The sequence below is a fragment of the Enterococcus sp. FZMF genome (assembly GCF_030263915.1).
GTDB lineage: Bacteria > Bacillota > Bacilli > Lactobacillales > Enterococcaceae > Enterococcus_D > Enterococcus_D casseliflavus.
Map to the genome: position 1 here is coordinate 2,448,045 of NZ_CP127160.1, position 15,879 is coordinate 2,463,923.

15 protein-coding genes and 1 other RNA gene are annotated in these 15,879 nt (G+C 41.6%); 6 read left to right on the plus strand and 10 right to left on the minus strand.

Annotated elements, in window-relative coordinates; all coding sequences use genetic code 11:
• Positions 1-73 precede the first annotated feature (73 nt).
• Together QN079_RS11955 and ssrA are read left to right on the plus strand one after the other, a co-directional pair.
• The gene (locus QN079_RS11955; protein ID WP_289229815.1) at positions 74-844 is read left to right on the plus strand and encodes a Cof-type HAD-IIB family hydrolase; all 771 of its coding nucleotides are present in this window, start codon (positions 74-76) and stop codon (positions 842-844) included.
• A 62-nt stretch (positions 845-906) separates the two neighbouring features.
• Positions 907-1,270: a transfer-messenger RNA gene (gene ssrA, locus QN079_RS11960) on the plus strand.
• A 586-nt stretch (positions 1,271-1,856) separates the two neighbouring features.
• Here the strand turns inward: ssrA and QN079_RS11965 are convergent.
• The gene (locus QN079_RS11965) at positions 1,857-2,102 is read right to left on the minus strand and encodes a hypothetical protein (protein WP_010749707.1); all 246 of its coding nucleotides are present in this window, start codon (positions 2,100-2,102) and stop codon (positions 1,857-1,859) included.
• A gap of 491 nt (positions 2,103-2,593) precedes the next feature.
• Here QN079_RS11965 and QN079_RS11970 point away from each other — a divergent pair, with 491 nt between their 5' ends.
• Positions 2,594-2,962 carry an ACT domain-containing protein gene (locus tag QN079_RS11970; RefSeq protein WP_005229110.1) on the plus strand — a complete coding sequence of 123 codons (369 nt, stop codon included), beginning with the start codon at positions 2,594-2,596 and terminating at the stop codon, positions 2,960-2,962.
• Positions 2,963-3,471: 509 nt separating this feature from the next.
• Positions 3,472-4,572 (plus strand): mandelate racemase/muconate lactonizing enzyme family protein, encoded by a 1,101-nt coding sequence (locus tag QN079_RS11975; RefSeq protein ID WP_081116486.1) that lies wholly within the window; start codon positions 3,472-3,474, stop codon positions 4,570-4,572.
• Between the two features lie 53 nt (positions 4,573-4,625).
• On the opposite strand, the gene QN079_RS11980 is transcribed toward QN079_RS11975, so the two are convergent.
• Both QN079_RS11980 and QN079_RS11985 read right to left on the minus strand, forming a co-directional pair.
• Complete coding sequence (locus QN079_RS11980; RefSeq protein WP_289229816.1) at positions 4,626-6,041, minus strand: glycoside hydrolase family 1 protein; 1,416 nt, start codon at positions 6,039-6,041, stop codon at positions 4,626-4,628.
• Positions 6,042-6,056: 15 nt separating this feature from the next.
• Complete coding sequence (locus QN079_RS11985; protein ID WP_015510115.1) at positions 6,057-7,361, minus strand: PTS sugar transporter subunit IIC; 1,305 nt, start codon at positions 7,359-7,361, stop codon at positions 6,057-6,059.
• Positions 7,362-7,532: 171 nt separating this feature from the next.
• Here QN079_RS11985 and QN079_RS11990 point away from each other — a divergent pair, with 171 nt between their 5' ends.
• The gene (locus tag QN079_RS11990) at positions 7,533-8,234 is read left to right on the plus strand and encodes a GntR family transcriptional regulator (RefSeq protein WP_289229817.1); all 702 of its coding nucleotides are present in this window, start codon (positions 7,533-7,535) and stop codon (positions 8,232-8,234) included.
• Positions 8,235-8,287: 53 nt separating this feature from the next.
• Here QN079_RS11990 and QN079_RS11995 read toward each other — a convergent pair whose 3' ends face one another.
• The 4 genes from QN079_RS11995 to QN079_RS12010 form a co-directional block, all read right to left on the minus strand.
• Positions 8,288-9,052 (minus strand): serine hydrolase, encoded by a 765-nt coding sequence (locus tag QN079_RS11995; RefSeq protein ID WP_060792526.1) that lies wholly within the window; start codon positions 9,050-9,052, stop codon positions 8,288-8,290.
• A gap of 36 nt (positions 9,053-9,088) precedes the next feature.
• A complete protein-coding gene (locus QN079_RS12000; protein ID WP_289229818.1) occupies positions 9,089-10,000 on the minus strand; it encodes a C40 family peptidase in 912 nt (303 codons plus the stop codon).
• Between the two features lie 21 nt (positions 10,001-10,021).
• Positions 10,022-11,095 (minus strand): dipeptide epimerase, encoded by a 1,074-nt coding sequence (locus QN079_RS12005; RefSeq protein WP_289229819.1) that lies wholly within the window; start codon positions 11,093-11,095, stop codon positions 10,022-10,024.
• 188 nt (positions 11,096-11,283) lie between these two features.
• On the minus strand, positions 11,284-12,945 hold the full coding sequence (locus QN079_RS12010) for a peptide ABC transporter substrate-binding protein (RefSeq protein WP_289229820.1): 1,662 nt from the start codon (positions 12,943-12,945) through the stop codon (positions 11,284-11,286).
• A gap of 707 nt (positions 12,946-13,652) precedes the next feature.
• Between QN079_RS12010 and QN079_RS12015 the strand changes: the two genes are divergently transcribed.
• Complete coding sequence (locus tag QN079_RS12015; protein WP_289229821.1) at positions 13,653-13,988, plus strand: antibiotic biosynthesis monooxygenase family protein; 336 nt, start codon at positions 13,653-13,655, stop codon at positions 13,986-13,988.
• A gap of 74 nt (positions 13,989-14,062) precedes the next feature.
• Here the strand turns inward: QN079_RS12015 and QN079_RS12020 are convergent, their stop codons facing one another.
• From QN079_RS12020 to msrC, 3 genes are all read right to left on the minus strand, one after another.
• The gene (locus QN079_RS12020) at positions 14,063-14,836 is read right to left on the minus strand and encodes a hypothetical protein (protein WP_289229822.1); all 774 of its coding nucleotides are present in this window, start codon (positions 14,834-14,836) and stop codon (positions 14,063-14,065) included.
• Positions 14,837-14,994: 158 nt separating this feature from the next.
• Positions 14,995-15,222: a hypothetical protein gene (locus tag QN079_RS12025; RefSeq protein ID WP_005229082.1), complete on the minus strand. Its 228-nt coding sequence runs from the start codon at positions 15,220-15,222 to the stop codon at positions 14,995-14,997.
• 178 nt (positions 15,223-15,400) lie between these two features.
• A complete protein-coding gene (msrC, locus tag QN079_RS12030; RefSeq protein ID WP_015510123.1) occupies positions 15,401-15,862 on the minus strand; it encodes a free L-methionine (R)-S-oxide reductase MsrC in 462 nt (153 codons plus the stop codon).
• Positions 15,863-15,879: the final 17 nt, after the last annotated feature.

A 15,879-nucleotide genomic window follows, 5' to 3' on the forward strand; every position in this document is an offset into this window, starting at 1 on the left:
AAGGTTTGCCTTTTTTTCAATCTTTGATAAGATTGTGAGTGGACTATGACTATAAACCTTAGGAGTAAGATACATGACCTATAAAGCATTAACTTTTTTTGATCTTGACGGTACGCTTTTAGATGAACACTCGCAAATCACATCCGAAATCGCTGAAGCGATGGCGATGTTGCGAAAAAACCAAGTACTGCCGATCATTGCAACAGGAAGAACCGAACCTGAAGTTACCGCCATTCGTGAAGCAGCTGGGATCACCTCGAACATCGTCATGAACGGCGCCTTTATCCGTATTGACGGCAAAGAAGTTTTTTCCGATACCCTTGAACCTGAACTTTGCGCACGGATGTTCCAAGCAGTCAAAGACAATGGCGATGAACTGTGCTATTACAATGAGAAAGGCTATTGGGCGACTGGACATACCGAGGAAATGATTGGTGCGTACAACTATGTCCGCAGTCCTTTACCAGAAATCGATCCTCTGCATTATGAAACAGATCGGACCAATATGTTATTGGTTTTAGGTGTCGGCAACGATGCTTATTATCATGAGCGTTTTCCAGAATTAACTTTTTATCGTAATACCCCCTTTTCCATCGATGTCGTAAAATCTGGCACCTCTAAAGGGACTGGCGTAAAAACCTTGGTAGAATTATTGGGTCTAGAAAATGTACCTACCTTCGGCTTTGGTGACGGCAGCAACGACTTCGCTCTTTTAGAAGCCTGCGACCACAAAATTGCAATGGGAAATGGAATTCAAGAGTTGAAAGAGTTGGCAGACTTCGTGACCCTGAAAAATACCGAAGGCGGGATCGTGCACGCCCTGAAACACTTTGACTTAATCTGATTCTTTGCATACAGGCAAAACTATGGTATACTAATGAATGGTAGCGATACCCCTTTTATCAAGGGGATGTTACGGATTCGACAGGCATAGTTGAGCCTGAATTGCGCTTCGTAGGTTACGTCTACGTTAAAACGTTACAGTTAAATATAACTGCTAAAAACGAAAACTCTTACGCTTTAGCTGCCTAAAAACAGTTAGCGTAGATCCTCTCGGCATCGCCCATGTGCTCGAGTAAGGGTCCTATTCTAAGTGGGATACGTTTTATCTTTCCGTCTGTAAGATAAAAAAGAGAGCATCAGACTAGCGATACAGACTGCCTGTCACTCGGCAAGCTGTAAAGCGAACCTTCAAATGAGTTGACTATGAGCGTAGATTTTTAGGTAGCAATATGTTTGGACGCGGGTTCGACTCCCGCCATCTCCATAAAGAAAAATCGATTAGATTTTCGTAGTTTTTCCTAAGTGTTCAAAACCTTGATTTAAAGAGGTTTTGAACACTTTTTTTGTATTTTCAGTTCCACAATGTTTTTCGTAGTTTTCTTGTTTGGTAGTCAAATGGTGGTTAATTATCAGCTTTAAACCGATGTGCTATTCCTCGCTTTTCTTAGATTGTATTTCTTATACCGATTGAACCTACATTAATTGTTCAAGTGAAGTCAGATGCTTTTTTTAAGCAATCAATGCTCTTCAATGGCGTACCTTTTCACCAAATTGTATACGAATCTCTTTTTTGCGAGTTTTTCTTGGGCTGATTTTTTTACTCTATTTTTGATTTAAGGCTTTTTACTCCTTAGTATCTTTAGATACACTTTTTTTCACTCCTGTTTTGCGTTATCAACGGCTTTCTTTGCTTCTACAATAGTTATTTTCCCTGCCTCATCGCATGAAATTTTTTGAAGATGTTTCTTTTCATTAAAGCTTGATGTAAGTTTCATAATCTGCTTGATCATCAACAATCTATGATAGTTCGTTGCTGGCTTGATCTGACTCTGCCTCAGTAAAAAAAGTGCTAATCAAAGTGTTTTCGATTTCTCTACAATTTCCTTTACTCGTTCACAAAAACTATCTGGATTCATTCCAGGTTCCATTTTCTCAGCCTCATCAGGAAGTAAATCATTCAGGTACAATGTAGCTTCTTTGTTTTCGGTATACATTTCCTCGTAGTGATCGACTAAATAATGTTCCAAATCTATGGAAAACATAAAAAAATTAATTTCTTCGGAAAGTCCTTTTTCAATAAAGTTGAAAAATTTATCCATTCCTCACACCTCCTTGACTAAAGTCTATCAAAATATTACAAAGCGTTCTTTATCTTCTCCTTGAATTTTGTAAGGTCTTCGTAAAATTTAGCATGTTCTTTCTTCTCTTTATGATCCTCAGTATCAATTTTTCTTCCAATCAAACAATTAGTGATTTATATTCCATTCCTCTGTCCACCATAATTTTATGTACAATAATAGTACTCAACCATTGATTTATGATTGAGTGCTATTTATCTTCTATTAATTCGATTGATTTCAAATCTGATTCAGCATAGATTGCGGATCCAATTGATATTTCTTCTTCTCCAGAAACAGAGGTATACCCATCAGTTTTAACCGCTTATTTTCCTCTGCATAGAATCTACCCGTCTGTTATGTCTCGCAGAAACGACACAACGCTTAGAATCATACGTGATCAAATGATAATCGCCTTCCCTTCTTTCTTATCCTTTGATATGATGTTTGCATCAAACGAAGGACGTGATTAAATGAAACTAACCTTATTGGCACCCTCTTTTTCTGTCATCCAAGTAGAGCGTATTGATCCTTCGATACTGAAGATCGTTCCTCTATTTTTTGCCCATACGTCAGAAGAACTTTCTTTGGTGTTACCAACGGCAAACGTTCCATCTGAAACACTAAACAGAGAAGATGGATGGAAAGCGATGAAAATAATTGGTGTGCTGGATTTTAGCTTAATTGGCATTATTGCAAAAATCTCTTCCCTTCTAGCCGAGGAGTCAATCAGTATTTTTGCTGTTTCTACATTCAATACTGATTATATTTTAATCAAGGAGCATCAGGTAGAACAAGCTCGTACTGTTTTAACCGCCAATGATTATTCCTTTGTCAATTGAGAAAAAACTTTTTCTTCCTTACGACAATTTACTCTCGCTCGCTTTTTGAAATACAAAAGAACGACTGAACCAAAGAAGTTCAGTCGTTCTTTTGTATTTCACTTGTCGTTTAACAAAGATAAGAGTACTAGGTATCCCAAATAAAAGACTTCCCCAAGCTTTCATTTGCCCCAGTACTCTTCATTGCTCGTTGTTAAGATAATCATAATACAAAAATGATTTTTATTCAATAACTATGCTTTAAAAATAAACAAAATGCTATTTTGTGACAATTTATAGGGGTTTCACTTCATTTTTAGCTAATATTCCCTATATCTGTTTATATTCTAAATGGTTCCGTGAAGCATCAGTTGAAGAGATGCGATCCCTTCATTAGTGATCCACCTTCTTTTAAAGTTTTGAATTTGAGAAAATTCAGCCTTGTCAATCTCGCCTTCCCATGCTACCATGATTATGCAAACGTTAACATTAAAATGCACACGTGAACATTAATTTGAGGAGGATTTTTAATGGCAAAAATTACAGATGTACAAACAGCGTATTATCGGATACCTCTTCCAGAAATCATGGAAGATGCGAAGCATGGCTTACACACCCACTTTGAAGTGCCTATCGTCAAGATCGTTACTGATGATGGACGTGAAGGGGTCGGCTATACGTATACTGGTGGCTTCGGTGGCGAATCGATCGCCAAACTGATCGATAAAGAACTAAAAGCGATCCTTTTAGGGAAAGATCCAGCATGTGTGGAAGCCTTGTGGGATCAGATGAACTGGGGAATCCACTATGTTGCCAGAGGCGGTTTAGCAAGTTTCGCCATTGCGGCTTGTGATATCGCCTTGTGGGACTTACGTGCGAAAAAAGCACAAGAACCCCTCTACAAACTTTTAGGCGGCGCAAGCAACAAAGTAAAATGCTATGGTGGTGCGATTGATCTAAACTTTCCTCTTGAAAAACTCTTAGCCAATAATCAAAAATATTTAGACATGGGATTAAAAGCGGTCAAAATCAAATTGGGACAAAAAACACTTGCCGAAGATATTGCTCGAATAAAAGCGGTCAGAGAATTGATTGGTCCAGATGTTGTCTTTATGGTGGATGCCAACATGAGCTGGTCTGTTGAAAAAGCGATCAAAGCCGCCAAACTGATGGCGCCTTATGACATTTTGTTCCTTGAAGAACCAACGATCCCCGAAGATTACGAAGGCTACGCTCGTATCGCTAAAGAAGGGCAAATTGCGGTAGCAGGTGGAGAAAACTTGCGCACCCCTATCGAATTTGCTCATATGATCAAATATGGCAATGTCGATTTTCCGCAACCCGACGCTTCCAATTGCGGTGGGATCACCGGCTGGTTGAAAATTGCTGCCTTAACACAAACAAGTAACTTATCTGTTTCTACACATGGCATGCAAGAATTGCATGTTAGTCTACTGGCAGCGATGCCTAATGCTGGGTATCTCGAAATGCACAGTTTCCCAATCGATCAATACACCACGAGACCGTTAGTGATCGATCCATCCGATGGCTGTGCGATTGCCCCAGAAGAACCAGGGATTGGCGTCACCTTTGACTGGGAGAAACTTGCTCCTCATAAACAACCCTTTTAACTGAAAACCCACGCTGATTTCCTTTAGGATGAGGAAATCAACGTGGGTTTTTATTACAGAATCAATGGTTTTTCTTCAAATGGAAGCCACCGTTCATCAATCAGGGAACGATACCAAGCGGCTGATTTTTTTAATGACCGAGTCCGTTCTTCATTTAGCTCGATTCGTACGAGACCATAGCGGTTTTTGAACGCATTCATAGGTGAAACACAATCGGTAAATGCCCAAAGCATATAGCCTTCGCAGTTGGCGCCTTCCTCGACGGCTTTTAGCAGCCAGTAAAGATGTTCGGTAATAAACTGAATCCGATAATCATCTTGGACTTGACCTGTGGCATCCATATACTGTTCTTCATTTTCCCGCCCCATACCATTTTCAGTGATCAGCCATGGAATATTGCCATAATTTTCTTTAAGATAATTAGCCATATCGTACATGACCTTCGGATAGATTTCCCAGCCACGGGAGTTATTCATTTGTTTTCCTGGCAAATCAAAGGTCTCATAAAACATTTCTGGATGAAATGGTGTATCCGAATGCCATTGATATCGTGGTGCCCGCACGCGTTTCGGGTAGTACTGATTGACACCTAAGAAATCCACCGTATGGGTGCGGATCGTTTCCAAATCTTCTTCTGTCGGATCAAAGTAGATGTCATAGGTTTGGCAAAGTGTGATAAGTTCATCTGGATAATGCCCCTTAACCATTGGATCAAAAAAGATTCGGTTAAAAAAAAGATCGTACATTTTTTGCGCGTTTTGATCCTCTGGTGAGGAAGAGCGTGCGTAAACCATTTCTGGATTTAGCACACAACCGATGCGCCCCTCATAGCCTTTTTCATGATAGACAGCCACCGCTTGGGCGGATGCCAATACTTTGTGATAATTCCAAAGCATCCATTTTTTTGTGTTTTGCTCATGGGGCCAGCGGATCGCATCGAGATAGCAACGAGTCTGAATAACGATCGGCTCATTGAAGGTAAACCACTGTTTGACTCGATCACCGTAACGCTCGAAGGCGATTTCGGCATAACGGGTATATAGATCGACCACTTTCCGCGAGCTCCAGCCATCATAGGCATCCATCAAACTAGCTGGCAGTTCATAATGTTCCAAACAAAGCATCGGTTCGACCCCAGCCGCAAGCAATTGGTCGATAAGCTGATCGATATGAGCAGCATAATCTTCATCAACGATCAGCTGTTCATGGTCGGTAAAGAAGCGCGCCCAGTTGATCGATGTTCGGTAATGGGTCAAATGAACCTCCTGCATCAGTTCAACATCCTCTGAAAACTTTTCCATAAAATTCGTCGCAACAGCCGGCCCGTAGCCATTATGCCAGACAAATCGTTCTTCTTTGTACCAGCGGTCGAGATACGAATCTTGCCCTTCTTTCTTTCCTTGCCAGCCTTCTGTCTGCCAAGCAGACGAAGCAGCCCCTAAAATAAATGTTTTAGGTATTTTTACCATTTTTTTAAAACTCCTTTATGCAACTTCATTGGTCGTACGATTCATTACCAAAACAAAAGGTAGATAGATCAAAATCGCCACGACAATACAGATAACTTGCGTGATCACAGCTCCGATATCCCCAGCAGTAGCTAGATAAGCATTGACGATCGGTGGCATCGGCCATGGGACCATTACCACCGCTTTAGCGGCAAAGCCTAGACTTGTCGCCACGTACCCAATCGTTCCTGTTACTAACGGTGTCAGGATAAAGGGAATCGCCAAAATGGGATTCAGCATAATTGGCATTCCGAAGATCACTGGCTCATTGATATTGAAAATCCCAGGTGCTAATGACAATTTAGTGATTTGGCGCATGTCCTCCCGTTTGCCGACGATCAAAATCGCAATCAGCAACCCAATCGTAACCCCAGAGCCGCCCATACTCATATACATATCCCAAAACGGCATCGTAATAATATTGGGTACTTCTTTTCCAGCTTCAAAAGCTTCCGTATTGACAGCGATTGCTGCCAGCAACAATGGTTCGCGAATGGGTTTGACCATCTGGTTCCCATGAATCCCGATGACCCAAAAAACTTGTGCGATAAACATCAACAACAAGATACCTGGTAATCCTTGGACAATCCCTTCCAGTGGTCGTTGGACGACATTGTAGATGATATCGTAAGCATACATCCCTGTGAGTGCTTTGATAGCAAAACCAGCGGTGGCGATGATGGTCACGGTGAAAATCGTTGGAAACAATGCCGAAAAACTTGCCGAAACATTCCCAGGAACACTATCAGGCATCGTGATCTGCAGCCGTTTTTGTCTTCCTAACCACGCATAAAGCTCGATGGAAACGATCGCAACGAACATGCCTAAAAATAGGCCTTTCGTGTCAGTATATTGCTTAGCCAGCACGTTTTCGGCAACCACCGTCGCATCTTCGTGCAAAAATTCAAAGATCATTGGATTAACAGAAAGATAAGACATCACTGCGATGATTCCTGGAAAGACCCCAGAAATCTTATTTAATTTTGCTAGCTCAATCCCAATCAGAAACACTGCATAGATCGTTAAGAAACTCAACGTCACATAACTGACCGCAGATGAGATCGGTTTTAAACTTTCTAAAAAGCGCAGTGCCTCGATTTGTGCCAATCCATTTTCAGCATCAAAAACCATTGCTGAAAACAATGTACCAAACGCCCCTGTAATGATTACTGGAATCAAAGCAGCAAAGGCATTTTTAATGACCATGATGTAGCGTAAATTATTGATCCTATTGGCAAACTTTCCTAAAACGTCAGCGAGTCGATCCATAAATCCTTGCATAAAACTCCCTCCTATACCCCTATTCTTCAATTGTTAGAAAACGATTACATTACAAATGTAATTCATTTCCTGAAGAATGTAAACGCAGGAAAAGCCTTCAAAACAGGGTATGTAAAGCTCCAAGTTTACATACTTCGTTTTATCACTTATTATTATTTTGAGGTGAGGCAAATGGCGAACTACCATGACATCGCTGCCGATTTACGGAGCAAAATCAATCACGGGTTTTACGAAGAAGAGAAAAAATTGCCGAAGCAATCCGAACTGGCTGCGGATTATCAAACGAGCCGCGTGACGATTCAAAAAGCATTGAATATTTTACAAATGGAAGGCATTATTTACGGTAAAAAAGGCACGGGTACGTTTATCAGTGATTCCTATTCAACCTTCGATTACAACGCCAAGATCAATCGCGGGCTGACGAAGCGCCTTGGAGAGACAGGAAAAATCACCAGCAAGATCATTTCTTTTGCCATTCTTTTTCCCGATGAGAAAGAACAAAAAAAACTAAAAATTCGCAGTGACCAGCAAATTTATGATATCGTTCGTCTGCGTCTATTTGACGATGTACCCGTTGTTTTAGAGTATACCATCATGCCGCTTCATGTCATTCCTGGCATTACCGAAGAAGTCTTATCCTCTTCAGTCTATAGCTACATCACGAACCAACTCCACTCTTCGATTGGAACATCTGTCCGTCGTATCAAAGCGGATCGTGCAGACACCTATGACCAGCAATACTTAGCTTGTGCTGCCACCGATCCCATTTTAGAAGTTGAGCAAACGGTTTACCTCGGCGATGGGACGCCTTTTGAATTTTCCCAATCACGGCACCGCTATGATATGGGGGATTTTATTGTTGTAAATAATTAATACGCTGCGGATCAAGTGCCTCTAAGTGAGGAGCGATACGCAGCGCATTTTACTTAAAAATATTGCTGATAGACTGTTTGACCAATTTCTCTTAACCAACTGATCCCTTGACCACTACCGGTTTTATCATAGGAAAATGCCGCAATGATGATCGTCGTTTCATTGGCTTGTAAATACGCTACATCGTGTTCGATGCGGTCAAGACGGCCTGTCTTATTAAAAATGCGGCAAGCGGGCTGCGCAGTTTCCGCAAAATTTCCCGCTAATCCTTCTTGAAATTGCTGCTGATTTAAGGGTGAAAACCCTAGTGCAGCTTCTTCTCGTTTAACACACCTTAGTAGTAGTTTAGCAGCCGCCGAGGGGGTCAAGCGGTTCTCTTTGTCTTTGATCGGTCGCATCATATACCGTTCAAATTGAATCTCTGGCTCCTGAATCCAGGCCTGAAGCGTGGGCAACCCTACTAAGTCCAATAGTACATTGGTCGCAGTATTATCAGATACGGCGATCATCGCCGTGAGAAGTTCACTGATGGTCCAACCTTTCTTCTGAGGAAAAAGACGGATCACCCCAGCACCCCCTGTCAGATCAACGGCGTTCACACCGATCAGCTGTTGCGGATCGATTTTTTCTTCGATAATCTGTTCAAGATAATAGGCATACAAAACAAGCTTACTGATACTCGCTGCCGAAAACGACTTTTGACTCTGATAGTCAATGAGACATTCCGTTGGCGTACCGATCCATAAACCCATTTCCAAGGTTGTCTGATAGTTTTCTAGAATAGGCTTAATTGCTACACGCAAGTCATCTTTTCCCATCAAATGCCCCTTTCCTTACGATCATGAAAAGAATGTTCATGAGCATTCCTGTGATGCATTCGGCTGGTTTTGCCAATAACGCGCCACAACTGCGAGTTCTGGTTCATAATTAGAGCCAGTGATTTTGGTTTTCATGACCCGTGACTCAGGTGTTCTTGAATGAATCATTTCGTCATCCCCCAAATATAGACCGACATGATGGACTTCGCCTTTTCCTTCTTCATAAGCAAACAACAGCAGATCCCCTGGTTGTGCCTGACTGTAAGGTACGATGTTTGCTTGTTGTGCTTGCTCGATCGTATCTCGGGGGATTAAAATACCATGAAGTCGATGCAGCGAATACATGAATCCAGAACAATCAAAGCCACTGCCGCTAATGCCTGCCCAGACATAGGGCTGGTTTATAAATTGTTCTGCCAAGGCTATTATTTTTTCTGGGAGCTTTGCCCATGTGTCCGATAGGACGTGAGCAAAAGCTTTAGCGATCGTTGCTGGTCCATTAGGCGTAGCCACTTGATAGGAATCTGCGGTTTCCCCAACAAGTGGTAAAACTGTTCCAAAAGAAACAAGTCGTGTGGTCGAGTCAAAAACAAGCACGGCTTCTTTTGCAATCACCCCAATCCTTCTTTTAGCTGGTGCATAATCTGGTGGCAATGGCTTCAATACCTCGTTCGGCAGATAACCGGGATACCCGAGTGGGTGTTTATTGCTTTTTTGATCCAAGACGATCACATGGGACCAAACATCCGTTTGGGTGATGACTTCTACTATCGTCCCATATAATACTTCGGAGTCCACTAAGCTTTCCTGATAAAGCCGCATCGTATCTTCATCAGTCAAAAAAGTGTGCAGCGCTTCTAAAGGAAATGCTTTGATTTTTGCTAGTACTTTGTTTTCTTTGGGTTCCTTCCATAAGAAGGAAGAGCCAGCCTGAACAATTTGTTTCATCTTTGCTCCTCTCATAACTATTTATTCGTTGATCCCTAGACCGATGCGTTCGGTGACCCTCAAGCTTCCTGGACGCTGAAGAATCCCTTGCATTTCAGGGGAAGTCGTTTGGGTCTCCCACATAAAAGGAACGTCCAGATCATAAAATTGGACGTCGGCCATCCCCAAGGCAAAATGGGCGGCTGCCGCCATCCCCCCATACCCTTCAATCATCGAACCGACCATCACTGGCATTTGATGCTCTTTTGCCAAGTGATAAATTTTTTTCCCCTCTTTGATCCCGCCGCTTTTCATCAATTTAATGTTCAAATAATTGCAGCAGTTTTCAGCAATCAAACGCTTGGCATCCTCATAGGAAAAAAGACTTTCATCAGCCATGATTGGAATCGTCGTACGAGCAGTCACATAGCTGAGTCCAGCAAAATCATGGGCTTTTACTGGCTGTTCAACAAACTCGATCGGAATGTCTTGCCATTGGTCTAAAATCTGCACCGCTTCTTCTTTGGTCCAGCCTTGATTTGCATCAATTCGAAAGGGAATCTTTCCTGCCAAGCGTTCATTGATGCGGCGAATTTTCGCAACTTCCTCTTCGATCGTTCCTGCCCCTAGTTTGATTTTCAAGGAGCGAAATCCCGCCTGGACTTTCACTTGGGCATCATGCAGCATCTGCTCCTGTGAGCCAACACTGATCGTATAGTCGGTTGGCAGTGTATTGGCAGAACCACCTAAATAGCGATAAAGAGGCAAGTTGGCCGCTTTTGCCAGTGCATCATGCAACGCGATATCAATCGCTGCTTTAGGGCTCGTATGATGCTGGATCAACGCATGAAGCTCATCCATTACTAGCAATTGGGCATCTACCTTTCTGCCTAACAGGAACGGGGCAAAGACCGTTTCGATATCTTTTAAAATACTTTCTTTTGTATCACCGGTGATCACTTCGGTAGGGGCTGCTTCTCCGATGCCAACGATCCCATTATCAAAAAAAAGCAGCACTCGAATCACTTCGACGGCGTGCACTTCTCTGAGCGCCGTTTTAAAGGGTGCATTCAGCTGGATCGGAATTCGTTTGGTTTCAACTGCTGTGATTTTCATTGGTGTTCCTCCCAAAAAGAAAAGCAGTTCTTATCTAGCTAAAATGAATACGTCATTGTTCGCTGATAGAAAAAGAACTGCTTTATTCCTTGTTATCAAGTTGCTAAACATTCTAGTAACGTTTTTCTCGTCTGCTGCCCTCTTTGGCGAAGTCAGACAATGAATAGACAAAAGGAGCTTTTTTCTCCTTATTCTTCGACAAAGACATTTTTATAATCATAGGCCGCGCCAACACTATGAACGATGAGGCCTTTGATTTTTGGCGACCGTAGATGTGCTTCAGCACTTTGGAAGAGTGGAATAACACCTAAGTCGTCGTTTAAGATTTTTTCTGCTGCTACCATATTTTCCCAACGGGCTTCTGGATCGTTAGCATTTTCATTGGAGGCTTGTTCGATCAATTGATTGTAATCATCATTTAGCCATTTTCCACGATTATAGGAGCTGTCTTTTTTGAACAATTCCAAAAAGTTGATTGGGTCTGCATAATCCCCGATCCAGTTGTTCATGACCATCTCAAAATCGCCGCTATTTGAACGATCCAAGCGCACAGAAAATGGAACGTTTGTGACTTCGACAGTCAGCCCATCCAGTGTTTGCTGCAAGGTGCCTTGAATGTATTCTGCCATTTTTTTCGATTGATCGGTATCTGATGTCAACAGTTCAAAAGACAATGTATCGATACTCAGTTCAGCTTTTGCCTTTTCCCAATATTCTTGGGCTTTTTCTTCGTCAAAGGCTAACGTGGTTGCCGCATCCTCGACAAAATCAGCCTTTGTCTCTGGATTAAACGCTAGGTCAGAAGGAACAAAACCGACCGCCGGTAAGGAGCCGTTGCCTAAAATATTGTCAACGATTTGTTGTCGATTCATACTATACGAAATGGCCTGGCGCAGATTTGCATTTCGAAAAGGCGAATCTTCTGGTGCTTGATTCATTTCTAAATACTGAGTGGTTGCACTAGGCTGAACAATGTAATCAGGATGATTCACATTCTGCATCGCCAATTCACCGCTTAAAATAATGTCATCGGCTTGTCCGCTTTCGTACAAGTTATAAGCGGTCGATGAGTCTTTCACGACATCAAAATTAATTGTTTCAAGTTTGACCGAATCGGCATCCCAATAATCGGGATTTTTCGCCAATGTCCATTGGATGTCGGTGCCTGGTCCAGCATAATTGGTCAATAGGAATGGTCCATTGTACGCCGCGTTTTCACTGGTTAAGGCATATTGGTCACCGAACTCTTCCACGACACGCTCGTTTTGTGGGAAGAAAGTTGGAAAAGCCAGTAAAGATAAAAAGTAAGGCGTCGGTTTTTCTAACGTGATTTTTAATTCATGATCATTGACTGCTTCGATCCCTAACTCGCTTTTATCTAGCGTACCATCTGAAATAGCGGTAGCGTTTTTAACGGGTGCCAGCATATAAGCATAATTGGAAGCAGTGGCTGGATCAACGGTTCGCTGCCAGCTAAAAACATAATCAGCTGCAGTAACTGGATCGCCATTGGACCATTTTGCCTCTTCCCGCAGTGAAATGGTGTAAGAAAGCCCATCTTCACTAACTTCAGCGTCTTCGCTTGCACCAGCAATCACAGGAACATTGTTTTCATCTAAGCGATAAAGACCTTCATAGGCGTTGTTTAACGTGATAAAGCTGTAAGAGTCGGTTGCTAAAGAAATATCTGCACTGCCCATCTCTGCCGAAAATTGCACATTGATCACTTGCTCTGCAGAAGAAGCGGCTGATGAATCCGTCTCGTTTTCTTCATTGCCATTTTGACAAGCTGCTAAAAATAAGCTGCCTAGTAACACAAGCGATACTGCATATTTGCTCCGTTTCCCCATTTCTACTCATCCCCTTCTAACATTCAGATAATTCAAAAAATTCTGTTTGTTGTACCGAGTTTACCGCATGTTTATGCAGCCTGTCAATTTAACACGACCAAAAAATGTAAGAGGTTACATGGTTGTGTCAGAAACGCTCTTCTGAATGTAAAAAGTAGAAAAGAGCGACTTTATGCTGAATATCGTTGAAAGGAGTCGTGCCAAGAAAGCATACAAAAAAGTCCTGATCTTCTAGGGATCAGAACTTATGATACTTTCTTATACATCATTTCGCAGGTAAAATGGATAAAAAAACTTTCTTAATTTTCCTTCCCTTTCACACAAAAAAAGAAGACATAAATTTCGTCTTCATAGCGCTTTCGCAGAACCTTCCCACTTTTTTGCCTTTCAACTCAAGGAATAAAAGAAATCTCCTCAGAAAGTAAAAAAAACGTATCTATTTTGAAATGGGAGTGGTACACTAAACAAACGAAGAGTATTGCACGTGAGAAAAGAAAGACTTCCCCAAGTATCCATTTTCTCCAATACTCTTCGGAGTCTTCAGTACGTATATTAATTATACGTACTTTTTTCATTTGTTCAAGGCTTTTGAAAGATTTAATCAAAAAATGAAAATCGATAAAAAAGTAAAAATTCCCACGCTAATTGACAATGATTCTCAATTAGCGCTATACTAAATGAAATCACTCACAGCAAGGAGGAATTTCATGTATATCCGTACCGTCGCATTTGAAGTAATTCCTGAAGGTAAAGAACGATTTCTAGCTAAAATGAAAAAAGATACCGCCTCAATGAAAACATTCGCTGGCTGTCAGTATGCTGAAGCTTGGTTTTCAGAATCAAAAGACCGCCTCGTTTTCCAGTTGGTGTCAAAATGGACTGAGAAAAAAGCATTTCAAGCTTGGTTAAAACGCCCCGAACATCTGCAAAAGCACCGAGATGCGTATCGAGCAGAAAAGGAAGGAACTGCAAAACCGAGCCTTGTTTTGTCCAAAACAGGTCAAGAATTTGTCTTGATCGATGAAGAGCCTACTCCTAGTTAAACGATACGAGCGATCCACCAAAGCTGATTCCGTTCGCTTTGGTGGATCGCTTTCTTGTTCAGTGTCTTTCTTTTCTATTCCACCGTTCGCTCGTTCAGGGTTCTTCCTTGCTGATCTTTTAATTGAAGCCAGCCATTGGTCCCCCCATAGTAAAGAAACATGCCGACCTCATTGACACTTTTTAATACGACGTCTTCAATCGTTCGTCCCTCTTTGATCGCTGATTGATTCTCTTGCCGTATCTTTTCTGCTAATCGAGCTGAAAAGCCCACCGAGCCGTCTTTGTTCAAAGGAACCTCTTGACGCAAGGTAGCGCCTTTTTCAATTCGAACCTCGTTGCGTTTCTGCCAATAGACCGTTGCTTTACTTCCTTGATAATCCACCATAAAGGGTTCATCTTGTAATTCTTTTGACCATTTATGACGAGGCTTGCTCCCTTTTTTCACCGCTTTCGTTTCCTTTTTACTAGTGGATACATACCCCAGAAAATCGATCAAGCAATCAAATGGTTCCGCACAAACAGCGACCCCTTGTTGCAGTTCCTGTGGAATCACGATAGGTGCGTTGGAAGCATTGGACAGTTGATATTTCTCTTGATAATAGGCTGCTAAGTATGGCGCCATGATCTCCCAAGGTGGTGTAAGGATCATTAAGCGATCATATTCTTGCTTGTCATCAAATGATTTCTCATCTGCTACTGATAGTAATTGGCCTTCTTTTATGGCTAAGAGGACGGTATTGTCTTTTGTTTCAATAAGTTTTCCTTTAACAATTTGCAGTTGCCCTACTTCCTTCGGCAATTCAAAAAGCATCTGTTTGTCATCAATGACCGTTTTTTCTAATTCCATTTCGCTCCCTGCTTTCTGCTAGTTTCTCGCCCATTATAGCATGTATTTTTCTACGCAGCGGTGTCCAAGAATCAAAAAAAGAGGCTGCTTCCAAGAAACAGCCCCTTTGTTAAGGGAATTGGTTTACGTGCATGGCTTCGTTTGATTGGGATTAACCCTTAGCTAGAAAAGCATTCAACCAATGCTGGTTGATAGATCTCGTTGTATTTTGCCACAACTCGTCCACAACGTTCTTCAAGCTCGTCATGATCAGTCTCTTCATAACGGATCACATGCAAAACGGCACAACGTTCCATTTTTCTGACCACTTCTCCGATAACGCGGCTTTCTAAGCCGACTGGTTTACATTCATATGCTTTACCTAATACAATTGTTTCTGCTTCCATAATGCGCTCCTTACTACTCGTTTCTCTAATTTTATTATCATTTTATCATCTAATTCTAATAAAATAAAGAGATATGTATGTCTATTTAAAACAAAAATGAAAAAAGTGCCCATTATTCAATGAACACTTGCTTTGTAAACGTTATATTGTTTTTTGCTAATTATTAAGAAATGACGATTTATTTACGACTCGCTACTAGGATCGCCGCAAATTCTTCAAGATATTTCTGATCGATCTCATCATAGCTGTTCGTTTTGCCACTATCGATATCCAACACACCAATCAATTGATCATCAGCTATCATAGGAACAACGATTTCAGACATAGCTGCCGAGTCACAAGAGATATAGTTCTCATGTTCTTTGACATTCGGGACAATCAATGTCGTTTGTTTTGCCGCTGACTCTCCACAAACCCCTTTGCCCATAGTGATTCTGGTGCAAGATACTCTTCCTTGGAACGGGCCTAAGATCAGTTCGCCTTCTTCAAACAAATAGTAGCCGGCAAACACCGTATCTTCCAATGTTTCATTTAATAAAGCAGAAGAGTTTGCTAGATTAGCGATCCAATTACTCTCCGCTTCTAGTAATCCTTTTAATTGCAGAAGCATCAATTCATACGCTTCGATTTTTTTATTCATTTTCTCACCTCTGTCCT

Coding starts and splice junctions, on each gene's coding strand:
- QN079_RS11955 (WP_289229815.1), top strand. CDS start 74: ATGACCTATAAAGCATTAACTTTTTTTGATCTTGACGGTACGCTTTTA.
- QN079_RS11965 (WP_010749707.1), bottom strand. CDS start 2,102: ATGGATAAATTTTTCAACTTTATTGAAAAAGGACTTTCCGAAGAAATT.
- QN079_RS11970 (WP_005229110.1), top strand. CDS start 2,594: ATGAAACTAACCTTATTGGCACCCTCTTTTTCTGTCATCCAAGTAGAG.
- QN079_RS11975 (WP_081116486.1), top strand. CDS start 3,472: ATGGCAAAAATTACAGATGTACAAACAGCGTATTATCGGATACCTCTT.
- QN079_RS11980 (WP_289229816.1), bottom strand. CDS start 6,041: ATGGTAAAAATACCTAAAACATTTATTTTAGGGGCTGCTTCGTCTGCT.
- QN079_RS11985 (WP_015510115.1), bottom strand. CDS start 7,361: ATGCAAGGATTTATGGATCGACTCGCTGACGTTTTAGGAAAGTTTGCC.
- QN079_RS11990 (WP_289229817.1), top strand. CDS start 7,533: ATGGCGAACTACCATGACATCGCTGCCGATTTACGGAGCAAAATCAAT.
- QN079_RS11995 (WP_060792526.1), bottom strand. CDS start 9,052: ATGGGAAAAGATGACTTGCGTGTAGCAATTAAGCCTATTCTAGAAAAC.
- QN079_RS12000 (WP_289229818.1), bottom strand. CDS start 10,000: ATGAAACAAATTGTTCAGGCTGGCTCTTCCTTCTTATGGAAGGAACCC.
- QN079_RS12005 (WP_289229819.1), bottom strand. CDS start 11,095: ATGAAAATCACAGCAGTTGAAACCAAACGAATTCCGATCCAGCTGAAT.
- QN079_RS12010 (WP_289229820.1), bottom strand. CDS start 12,945: ATGGGGAAACGGAGCAAATATGCAGTATCGCTTGTGTTACTAGGCAGC.
- QN079_RS12015 (WP_289229821.1), top strand. CDS start 13,653: ATGTATATCCGTACCGTCGCATTTGAAGTAATTCCTGAAGGTAAAGAA.
- QN079_RS12020 (WP_289229822.1), bottom strand. CDS start 14,836: ATGGAATTAGAAAAAACGGTCATTGATGACAAACAGATGCTTTTTGAA.
- QN079_RS12025 (WP_005229082.1), bottom strand. CDS start 15,222: ATGGAAGCAGAAACAATTGTATTAGGTAAAGCATATGAATGTAAACCA.
- msrC (WP_015510123.1), bottom strand. CDS start 15,862: ATGAATAAAAAAATCGAAGCGTATGAATTGATGCTTCTGCAATTAAAA.